The sequence below is a fragment of the Faecalibacterium sp. Marseille-Q0746 genome (genome assembly GCF_017377595.1).
In the GTDB taxonomy this organism is placed as follows: Bacteria; Bacillota; Clostridia; order Oscillospirales; family Ruminococcaceae; genus Faecalibacterium; species Faecalibacterium duncaniae.
Genome location: NZ_JAFREI010000034.1, coordinates 1 through 10,014 on the forward strand (window position 1 = coordinate 1; position 10,014 = coordinate 10,014).

Here is a 10,014-nt window from a genome sequence, read left to right on the forward strand (position 1 = left end):
GTCATATTGGTCGGTGACGATGACGGTGAGGTTCCACCTGTTCCCATTCCGAACACAGAAGTTAAGCTCACTCGTGCCCAAGATAGTTCGCTGGAAACGGCGCGTGAAAATAGGTAGTCGCCGACTTTTATATGGCCCGTTGGTCAAGCGGTTAAGACAGAGGCCTCTCACGCCTTTAACATCGGTTCGATTCCGGTACGGGTCACCATATGCACCTCTAGCTCAGTTGGTAGAGCAACTGACTCTTAATCAGTGGGCCCAGGGTTCGAGTCCCTGGAGGTGCACCAGATATTGAACGTCAAATCGTAAGATTTGGCGTTTTTTTGTTATGTAACCCCGAAAAATCGGGGTCTGCACGGTCAATGCACGGTTTTTGCACGGTCGGCGTTTTCGTGGGAATCCTCTGCATGGGCTGGAATTGCTTTGAAATGCGTGGTAAATTTTGCATCAGGCCAGCAGAGCCAGACGGAGCTGCGCCTTTACTTCGGGGTCTGCGTCCTTCAGAAGTTCCAGCAGAGCGGTCATGGAGATGGTCGGTTCGCCTTCGGCGGGTACAGCCTGCGGGCTGGGGCTTTCCTGTTTAGCATAGAACCCTTCCTCAAATTTCCTGCCCAGTTCTACACGAGAGGACTGCTGGATATGAGCGTAGGTGTTCACCAGCATATCCGCCGTGGCGTGCCCTGTGGTGCCCTGAACGGCCTTCACATCGCCGCCGGAGATCATCAGCTGATAGGTTGCGCTGGAATGCCGCAGACCGTGGAACACAATGCGGGGGAATTCCGGGTGTGCATCCTGCCATTTGAGGAACTTCTTGCGGATCAGCACAGGCTCCACCGCCAGACCGTTGGGTAGACGGAACAGCATCCCGCTGTCATGGTAGCGTTCCGGGTCTTTCGATTCATCCGCTGCCATCTGTCCCAGCCACTTCTTCAGCTCTTCTTTCAGAGCAGAGGTCATGAAGATGGTGCGGCAGGAGGACGCCGTTTTGGTGCTTTTCAGGATGAGAGAAGTGGTGCTGCGCTCCAGCTTGTCCGGGAATACCTTGATGATGCAGCCATCGTCCACCTGATTCAGGGCTTCCTTCCGTACCCGCTGCATGGACTTGTTGATACGGAAGGTTCCGATGCCATCTGCGGCATCAAAATCGAGATCTTCCGGGGTCAGACCCACGATCTCGCCCTCTCGCAGTGCGCCCACCAATGTGAGGTGGACTGCCAGATGCAGGATAGGGTCCTCCATGCTGTCTAGAGCCGCGCGCATTTCCTCTACCGTCCAGATGGTGCGCTCCTGTGTGGACTTCTTGGGACTGTCCACGGGAACAGGGCTTTTGACAAGGATGCCCCACTCTACGGCATACTGGAAGGCAGTGCCCAGCAGCCGGTGCACCTCATGGATCGTTGTGCCGGAAAGGAAACGCTGCTTCTGCTTTTCGGTCAGTTCCTGCTTCTTGCCCTCGATATACGAACCACAGGGCGTTTTGCTCAGGGTCGTGTAGAGGTTTTCCATGTGGTAGGGCTTGAGTTTTTGCATCTCCATGCTGCCGATATAGGGGATAATGAGATTCTGAATGGTGGAAAGGTTGGATTCGTAGGTTTTGGGTGCCCACTTGTGCTTGCTGCACTGTTTCGGCAGCCAGTCCATCAGGAACTCTGCCACCGTTACCGAGGACGGAATCAGGAAAGTGCCAGCGGCCAGTTCATGCTCGATTTGCTTTTTTCGGTTCGTTGCCTCCTCTTTTGTGGGAAAGCTCTCCCATTTGTCGCAGCTCTTGCCGTGCTCATCTTCGTAGGTGTAGCGGACGCTGTAAGAGTTGCCGCGCTTCGTAATATATGCCATACTGTTTGCCTCCTTATCAAGCTGCCCGGTAGAGCCACGCATCGAAGCTGTCCTTCGGCACACGGATGCTTCCGCCTACTCGCAGGACACGGAATTCGGTAGTGCTGTTGCACAGATTGTAAGCAGAGCGCAGGCTGATGGCCAGCATTCGTGCGATCTCTTCCACCGTGTACACCAGTTTCGTGGTTGCCGGGCTGTCAGTCGGAGACCTGACGGCATTGGTTTGAGTGACCACTTCCATTGTAGTGGGATTCGAGTCCTTTTGCAAGAACTTTTTCGTATAATCGGAAGATTGCACAGGGACGGTCATAGAATTACGGTCAAAATCCATAAGCATTGCTCCTTATATTGTCATATCATCTAAAAATTCAGCTTAAAGTTCTACATCTTGCCCACGCTTACGGTTTTGCTGCGGCACATTCATGGTGTGCTCCTGCTTGGGGGCAAGAATCTTTTCCAGAAAGCCACGCACCAGTTCGGGCGCACGGTGGAGAGCATCCAGATAGGGTTTCACGTCGTACCACAGGTCGTGGTACTTGTTGCTCCAACGAACGGCCTCTTTCTTGGCGGTGGAAAGTTCTTCTTTCAGGCGGCGGTTCTCCACATCCATCATATAGCCGTGGTCAGCTTGCTTTTTCAGCTTGGAAAACTCTTCTTCGGTCAGCGAATAGTTGCCGAGAAAGGTGCGCTTACCAATATAATCCAGATCGCGCGCATGAATGAGGGCTTCTTTTGTGAGCGTGACCTTTTTCTGCACAGCGGCAAGTTCCTTTTCGGTCTTGGAGAGGGTTTTGTTGGTTTGGGTGAGGTGCTGCTCTTTCTGGTCAATCTGGACGGTCAGGCTGCCCAGACGCTCTTGCTCCCGTTGGACTTTGAACTGGGTGACGGTTAGGTGTTCTTCGGTGCTGCCACGCTCGCCGCGCTCCACATCCGTGTACCCGGCAGCGCGCATATAGTTGAAGAAATCATCCTGCAAGATGCTGTACGACTTCTTCAGGACTTGTTTGCCGTTCTTTTGCAGGACGGGCTTTCCGGCATCGTCCAGCAAGGGCTTGGATGCCCACTTCTTGCTCCGGCTGACCTGCATGACGGTCTCCTTGACTGTGCCGACCAGTGCCTTATCCTTGCAGCGTTTCGACCAGAGGATCTGCTTTTCCACAACAGGTACATAGACCACATGGAGGTGGTAGTGGTAAACTTCGCGGCCTAGTGCTTCGGTCATGGCACGGTTGATCTCATCGGCGTGCATGACAGCCGAGAGAATATACTGCTCACCGCCCACGATTTGAACGGCTGCTTTGTAGGCATCTGCATAGAACTGCTTGGCGAACTCATAGCCGCCGTGATTGTCAAAATAGGCCGAGTTGACATCAAAGACGAGCTCGCAATAATGGGTGGCATCCGGCTTCAGGCCGCGCGTTGAAATCGTACCAGCGGTTTCCAGTTGGGCGAACAGGTCAGTGTAGCTGGCGGTTGGCTTTTTGAAGTGGACGTTCCATGCAGCGCGCTGGGGGATAATATCGGGGTTCCGATAGCTATCCTTTTCACGCTCATTGTGCTGCTGGGTGTTGCCAACGGCCTTGTCCGAAACGGCGAGATTTCGGACACTGGTGCGGTCAACGCCATCGTTTCTTGCCAAAGGGCATCCCTCCTTTCAAGGTTCATCGAGAGGTGACGGGGAACGAAGATGCACTTCTTCGGAAGTGTAATAACCCACTATAACACTTTCATCCCTATGGGCTGCAAAGTGTAGTGGGCTCTTCGAGGACTCTCCGAGGGGGAACGTCTCCTGCGGGAGAGTTACAATCAAGTTCGCACAATGCGAACTTGATTGCTCCGTACGCATCCGAAAAAATCGCGTACGGAGTTCAAATAACCTGTACGGTTCGTACGGTGTACGGAAACCCGAAATATAAACGATAACACGCCTTAATTTATCTCGATTTGCCGTACGGGTGCGTACAAGTACAGACCGTACAGGTTGTACGAACTTCTTCCGTGAAAAAATGCACTTTTTATGGACAGGGGTGGACAAGCGGCTCGATGCCCACAAAGCCCCGCACCCTGCGGCCACTGGGCAGGGCGATGTTATGTACTGCACCAGAGTCCCTAGCGTGGGAACTCTGGTGTTTTTTGTTTCCTGCCTGAATATACGGAAAATTTTGCAGAAAGAGCAAAAAAGCGGCAAAACTGCAACGGAAAAAGAAAAAAGCCCTTACTGGTTGCAGGACTGCAACAGCAAGGGCGGAGAGGTAACCGTATATTGAACAAAACGGCAGAGCGTATTATAATGAGGAAAAAGATCAAAAAGGAGGGCCGACCACATGGCACAGGAATATCTGCCCGCACCATCCAACATCCGTCTTGCGGACTTGATGAAAGAGCACAACATCAGCCAACCAGAACTCGCCAAGGAAATCGGCTGCTCCAAGAGCACCATCAGCCGTTTTATTAGTGGTGCGAAAGGAACCCTGACCCATGAGCAGGTGCTAAAGATTGCAAGGCTGTTCAAAGTGTCCACGGATTTCCTGCTGGGAGAAACCAACATCCCCGACCGCAAAAATTACGACATTGCCGAACTGGGCTTGTCCGTAGAAGCCGCAAAGAACCTCTACACAGGGCGCATCAATGCAGAGGTGGTCAACCTGCTGCTGGAAAACGCTCGCTTCGCAGAACTTACTTACCGCATATCGCAGTATTTTGATGATACTTTTGCGTCTGGTATCGCAGCACAGAATGCCATGCTTTCCACCCTGAGCAATCTGCTTCGCACGAAGGTCAAGACCCCGGAAGCAGCCAAAGCCGCAAAGGACATCAGCCTTCGGAGAAAGCCAGTATACCAAGGTGACCTTGATGACATTGAGATGTACTTCATGGCAGCGGTCAAGGAAATCAAAAAGGGCATCGGGAGCCATTACGCCGAACAGGAAGCCATGAGCAAGAAAGTGGCCGAGAAGATGTTCAATGAACTGACCAAGGGGCAGGATGTGCAGCACCCAACGATTACGGCAGAGCAGCTGACGGATGCAATGTTGGACAGTGTTTCGGGCATGGAGGGAGCTACGCCGGAAGCACTGGAACAGCTGCGGAACGGTCTGCTGGAAATCTTGCAGTCTGCCGCAGAGCAGGAAAACGCCCATGAAGCAGACGAATGAACGGCTTTGTGCGCTGGCACAGAAAGGCGATGCCGCCGCACTGGACAGCCTGATTGAAAACAACAAGTCCTTTATTGGCAAGGTGGCAAATGACCTCTTCCGCAGCATGAATCTGGCACAGTCTGGCCTGAACCTTGACACGAACGATTTGAAACAAGCGGGCAATCTGGGCTTATGGAAAGCTGTGCCGAAGTTCGATGCGGCGCGCGGCATGAAGTTCCTGACCTACGCAGCTCCGGCCATCCGCAACGCCATGATGGACATGGTGCGGGATGCCTTTGCCGCTTTTGAGCAGCGGATGGTGACGGAAGACAAGGACGGCGTCTGCTACCAGCGCGTTTCGCTGGATGAGGTTCTGCCGGGAGAAGAGCAGCTGCGGCGTATCGAAGCCATAGCCGACCCTTATGCCATGCAGCCGCAGAGTATTATGGAAGAGCAGGAATCGCGCCGGGAACTGTACGATGGCCTGAAACGGCTGACCCAACGGGAGCAGACCTATCTGCTGTACCGCTATGGCTTCACCGATGGCGAGGAACATCCGCTGATCGGCACGGCGATATACTTTCACCTGACAAAAGGCCGCGCAAAAAAGACGGAGGAACAGGTCATGGATAATTTGTGGCTGGAACTGCCGTGGTGGTTTCTTTGAATAAAAAGAAAAAATCGTGATTGTGCTACAAGTTTTCTGGAAATTTATGTGCAGCTATACGATTTTGAAAAATTTTGTGGACAAACGAAATAAATCAGGCTTAAATTTCGTTATCTAAACAAAAAGCAAGGAGGGAGCTTTGATGACTTGTAAAAATTGTGGTTATGAAAACAAGTTGGGTGTTCGATATTGCCAACGGTGCGGTCAGTATATTGAACCAAAACGGACATTGGCACAAGAAGTTAAATCGTTGGATTTTAGAAGCCTTGCTGGTGTTGGCCGTAGAGATGTGAATATTGCGCCGCTGTTTACTGCATCACCCGTTCAAACTCCAGCAAAAGCACACCAAACGCCCTCGCCTGTTGAACCGATGCCAGACGGAAGATGGTATTGCCCGGACTGCGGAACATTAAATGCTTCTTCTGAACGTTTTTGCAAAAACTGTGGAAAAGTCCGATAAATGTGAAGAAAAAACATAGAAGGAGGAAACCGTATGAAAAAGAGGGCTATAATAGTTCTTTGCCTTGCGCTGGTACTTACATTGATTGGCTGTGGAAATAATGCTCAAAGTTCAGATGAGCACAAATGTGAGGATGGATTTTTGTTTAAGTAAACAAATTTGGAAAATCCTGCAACAAATGTGTTGGTTGCTGCGTTGTCTAAGTAAAAGCTTCTGATGGAAACAAACGGGAGGTGTATGTTCTATATGAAAAGGAGCTTCATTGCAATTTCGGTTGCGACAATCATAGGATTGTCAGCTTGCTCAACAAAAGTATCCTCTTCAACTTCTATGAACTCTCCTATATCGACATCGGTGACAAGCGAGCAGGAATTTTTATCTAATCTTGAAAATGCCAGCACAAGCCAAGTACTGCAAAAGCTTAAAGAATCGGATGGTGGGTATACAGAAGATTGCTTTTCGGTGTTGACAAATCGTCTTATCAAATTCCCTCAAGACACACTGTATGTGTTGAAATATGACAAACTGATGAATGATAAAGACTTTCAGCAGCTTGTTTTATCCGGCATAAAAACAGAGCTTCCCTATAGAGGATCGGATGAAGAAAGAAATACGCTTTATCAGTATCTGGAATCCATCACTACTGATAAAGAATATGGACAAATCGCATCAGATATTTTAGGAGAACAAGCTGAAAACAAGGAGAAACCAAATCGGCAAATTGAATTTCAAACTGAAGAATTAGGACAAGCGAGCAGTGTTATTTCAATCGAACTTCCGCAAGGGTGGAAAATTCAAAAGAGAGAACAAACGCAACGTGCTGAAAATAAACCACTTGCTCTTGCAAGCCTGAATCCGTCTTATCCAGTATATGATATTTATGACAAAAATCATGTGTTGGTTGGCGCGGTTGGATACAGTACCTATGAACCATATGAAGGTGATAGAGATTCCGTGCAGATTGTTTACTCTGCACTTCGGCTAGGATCGGTTTACAGGTTTGACACGGATAATAAATACGATGTGATACAAACCACGGAACGCGGAACGACTGCACTTACAACGGTAATTTTTCAAGATGGTGCAAATTCAGAACCAGTAAACAATTTAGGCGTTCTCGCTTATGATAACGAGAAAGAATGCTTTGTTGCAATTGAACTTGAAGCAAGTTCTGTGTCGGAAAGCCAGGCATTGGAAATTGCAAAATCAATTCGCTTTTAGACATGATGGGAATAACGGTGTATAGGTGCCAGCAGATTAAGGAGAACAACTGTGAACAAAGTACCGTACTTTATGTCATTGCGGTACAGTCCTTGAAACCGGCAGCACTCCGAGATACTTTGACGGCAAGCCAATGGAGCAGTATGTGTTTCTTTCTTTGGCATTTTTCGCTGTCATTTTTATGGAAATGCTGTCTGATTTCTTGCTGGTTACAGAACGCCGCAATACATGGAAAGCGTTAAATGGAAATGTCAGCGAAGCCGAATTTCACAATCTTCAGCAAATTGTCTTGTGCGAAAATCAGAAAGTTTCCATTGAGAAAAAACTTGCAAGTACGATACTACTGGTTCTGATGATATGTGCAACTGCTGCATTTGTATGGCTCACTTTTTGGTATAAGGTTTTGTTATGAAAGAGATAATTATTGAACCACATATTGGAATTGGACAATTAAAATTAGGCATGACATCAGATGAATTAGAAAATGCTCTTCTACAAATGAAGAAACAGTGGTCGAATTCTTCTGATGAAGCAATGCAAATGGAATGTTGTGCGGAAACCGATGACCCTAATTTGATAACCGGACGATATATGGATAATGATTCGTTCTTTCTTGTGCAGTATCGGAACGGAAAAGCTGCTGAAATCGGCATCCAGCGTGATTTGTCTAAAGTGGCATCAATAAAATTGTTCGGGATGGATATGTTTAATACAGCCGCCGAGTGTATTATTGATAGCTTAATGAAAAAGGACAACGTTATTTGCAACGAAAAGGACTTGCAACTGGGAACGGAATATTTTTTTCCCGAAATTGGAGTCCGACTCTGGAGAGAGCGAGCATTTCATCCCAAACTGTTGAAAGACCCGCTATACATGGAAGAAATGCAGGCGGTATTAGAAGATGAATACCAGTATCAGTATTTTCAGATGGTTACCATAATAGGTTGAACTACTAACTAATCATGAGCCCTCTATTTGCAACGACTGCAAGTAGAGGGCTGTTGTTTTGCCTTGGATATTTTAATTAAAGGTCAATCTTCCAGTCTGCCATGGTCGCAGCCAAGTGAAAGGTAGTGTTCAATCTCACCACTCAGCACAAGCTGGGCGTACTCCAATGGCTTATTGTAGAGCAGCCAATCCAGTTCTGCCCGCTGTGCCGGGGTGTTGCCGTACTCGTCCTCAATGGCGATGCAGTCAAGGGAAAGGACAGTGCCATCCTCAAACCGGGCTTCCACCCGGTTGGTGTCCATATTGTAGCGGCAGGAAAGTAGTTTCATCATAGTAGTGTCCTCCTAGACTTGATTTTTGGTGTGCGGCCACTCAAACCAATGCCGTCAAGTCGATGGGGGATAGGTCGATTTTGTTTGTCAGAGAGTAAGTGCACGGTTTCTGCACGGATTTTGCACGGTTTCAAAACGTGCAAAGGGTACTTTTCGCTGCAAAATCCGACAAAGAGTGCAGAAATTACCAGGTGAAAAATCACGTTGCCTTGATTAAAAATAACGATAACTCGAAACTTCCATAAATTGAGACGAACCGGCGGCTTGCTCTCTTAATCAGTGGGCCCAGGGTTCGAGTCCCTGGAGGTGCACCAGATATTGAACGTCAAATCGTAAGATTTGGCGTTCTTTCTTTATGTAGGAAAGCGGCTGCACACTTTCTGCACACCGTTTGCACATTTGCCTAAATCAGGGGCTTTTCTGCGCAAGGTTTGCACAGCCTGCTTTCCTTTGCATAAAAAGAAGAAATTTTAGGCGAACAAGGCTCTCGTCAATTCTCTGCGTTCGTCTGCGTCCATCAGCCGGATGGCTTCAAGGATCTCCTTGCCGGAGATTTTTGTTGCCGCCGGCTTTTCATTTTGCCGGGGCTGGGGTGCTGCCGGGGGCAGGTCTTGGGAATAGAAGTTCGCTTCGATCTTCTCGGTCAGTTCCAGCCGGGGCTTGTCCTGCGTGTGGGCGTAGGTGTCCATCAGGACAGATGCGGTGGCGTGACCTGTATTGCCCTGCACCGACTTGAAGTCGCCGTCCGGCTGCAAGAGCTGATAGGTGGCACTGGAGTGCCGCAGACCATGGAACACGATCTGTTCAAACTCCGGGTGCTCCACTCTCCACAGACGGTACCATTTCGTCAGCAGCTCCGGTGCGATGGGCAGACCGTCCGGGAGCCGGAACAGCTGTCCGCAGTTGCTGTACTTCTCCGGGGCGCTCTGCTCGTCCTGCTTGAGCTTTTCAAGCCATGCTTGAAGTTCCTCTTTCAGAGGCTTGGTCATATACAGGATACGATTTGACTTCTTGGTCTTGGGCTTTTTCAGGATGAGAGAGGATTTGCTACCCTCACGCCTGTCCGGGAACGTGTAGTAGACCTGCTTGGGGTCGAGCTTTTCCAGAGCGTCCTTGTTGGCTCGCTGCATGGTCTTATTGACCGAGATAGTGCCACGCCCATCGGCTGCATCAAAGTCCAGATCACTCGGCTGTAGGCCGAGGATTTCGCCCTCACGGAGCGAAAGGATCATGCTCATGTGCACCGCTAGATGCAGGGCAGGGTTCTCGATGGTCTGCAACGCTGCCAGCATGGTTTTCTCGTCCCAGATGGTGCGTTCCTCGATATTGACCTTGGGGGCATCACGGGGCAGGGGAATCTTGTGGATCAAGTCCCATTCCACCGCATAGGAAAAGGCGGTTTTCAGCAGGGTG

11 protein-coding genes, 2 tRNA genes and 1 rRNA gene are annotated in these 10,014 nt (G+C 49.5%); 9 read left to right on the top strand and 5 right to left on the bottom strand.

The window, feature by feature from the left end; genetic code table 11:
- Nucleotides 1-9: 9 nt before the first annotated feature.
- The 3 genes from rrf to J3351_RS13505 all read left to right on the top strand — a co-directional run bounded on the left by rrf (nucleotide 10) and on the right by J3351_RS13505 (nucleotide 287).
- Nucleotides 10-126: ribosomal RNA gene (gene rrf / locus J3351_RS13495) — 5S ribosomal RNA — on the top strand.
- 7 nt (nucleotides 127-133) lie between these two features.
- Nucleotides 134-208 (top strand) — tRNA-Glu (locus tag J3351_RS13500).
- A 3-nt stretch (nucleotides 209-211) separates the two neighbouring features.
- Nucleotides 212-287: transfer RNA gene (locus J3351_RS13505), tRNA-Lys, on the top strand.
- 160 nt (nucleotides 288-447) lie between these two features.
- Here the strand turns inward: J3351_RS13505 and xerC (J3351_RS13510) are convergent.
- From xerC (J3351_RS13510) to J3351_RS13520, 3 genes are read right to left on the bottom strand one after another with little or no spacing between them, the layout of a single operon-like run.
- Nucleotides 448-1,836, bottom strand: a complete 1,389-nt coding sequence (xerC, locus tag J3351_RS13510) for a tyrosine recombinase XerC (RefSeq protein WP_207697961.1) — start codon at nucleotides 1,834-1,836, stop codon at nucleotides 448-450.
- A gap of 16 nt (nucleotides 1,837-1,852) precedes the next feature.
- Nucleotides 1,853-2,167: a helix-turn-helix domain-containing protein gene (locus J3351_RS13515; protein ID WP_207697962.1), complete on the bottom strand. Its 315-nt coding sequence runs from the start codon at nucleotides 2,165-2,167 to the stop codon at nucleotides 1,853-1,855.
- 42 nt (nucleotides 2,168-2,209) lie between these two features.
- The gene (locus J3351_RS13520; protein ID WP_097772703.1) at nucleotides 2,210-3,475 is read right to left on the bottom strand and encodes a plasmid recombination protein; all 1,266 of its coding nucleotides are present in this window, start codon (nucleotides 3,473-3,475) and stop codon (nucleotides 2,210-2,212) included.
- Between the two features lie 685 nt (nucleotides 3,476-4,160).
- On the opposite strand from J3351_RS13520, the gene J3351_RS13525 reads away from it, so the two are divergent.
- The 6 genes from J3351_RS13525 to J3351_RS13550 all read left to right on the top strand — a co-directional run bounded on the left by J3351_RS13525 (nucleotide 4,161) and on the right by J3351_RS13550 (nucleotide 8,269).
- Nucleotides 4,161-4,991 (top strand): helix-turn-helix domain-containing protein, encoded by an 831-nt coding sequence (locus J3351_RS13525; RefSeq protein WP_207697963.1) that lies wholly within the window; start codon nucleotides 4,161-4,163, stop codon nucleotides 4,989-4,991.
- Nucleotides 4,975-5,640 (top strand): sigma-70 family RNA polymerase sigma factor, encoded by a 666-nt coding sequence (locus J3351_RS13530; RefSeq protein ID WP_207697964.1) that lies wholly within the window; start codon nucleotides 4,975-4,977, stop codon nucleotides 5,638-5,640. The genes J3351_RS13525 and J3351_RS13530 overlap by 17 nt, the downstream gene beginning before the upstream one ends.
- A gap of 142 nt (nucleotides 5,641-5,782) precedes the next feature.
- Nucleotides 5,783-6,100 (top strand): zinc-ribbon domain-containing protein, encoded by a 318-nt coding sequence (locus J3351_RS13535; RefSeq protein WP_118526901.1) that lies wholly within the window; start codon nucleotides 5,783-5,785, stop codon nucleotides 6,098-6,100.
- Nucleotides 6,101-6,337: 237 nt separating this feature from the next.
- Complete coding sequence (locus J3351_RS13540; RefSeq protein ID WP_242699430.1) at nucleotides 6,338-7,321, top strand: hypothetical protein; 984 nt, start codon at nucleotides 6,338-6,340, stop codon at nucleotides 7,319-7,321.
- 133 nt (nucleotides 7,322-7,454) lie between these two features.
- Nucleotides 7,455-7,733 carry a hypothetical protein gene (locus J3351_RS13545; protein ID WP_242699431.1) on the top strand — a complete coding sequence of 93 codons (279 nt, stop codon included), beginning with the start codon at nucleotides 7,455-7,457 and terminating at the stop codon, nucleotides 7,731-7,733.
- The gene (locus J3351_RS13550; protein WP_112091226.1) at nucleotides 7,730-8,269 is read left to right on the top strand and encodes a hypothetical protein; all 540 of its coding nucleotides are present in this window, start codon (nucleotides 7,730-7,732) and stop codon (nucleotides 8,267-8,269) included. Before J3351_RS13545 ends, J3351_RS13550 begins: the two co-directional genes overlap by 4 nt.
- An 83-nt stretch (nucleotides 8,270-8,352) precedes the next feature.
- On the opposite strand, the gene J3351_RS13555 is transcribed toward J3351_RS13550, so the two are convergent.
- The gene (locus J3351_RS13555) at nucleotides 8,353-8,601 is read right to left on the bottom strand and encodes a DUF6061 family protein (protein WP_097783552.1); all 249 of its coding nucleotides are present in this window, start codon (nucleotides 8,599-8,601) and stop codon (nucleotides 8,353-8,355) included.
- Nucleotides 8,602-9,071: 470 nt separating this feature from the next.
- Nucleotides 9,072-10,014: tyrosine recombinase XerC (gene xerC / locus J3351_RS13560; RefSeq protein ID WP_207697965.1), on the bottom strand; the 943-nt coding region annotated here is incomplete at its 5' end.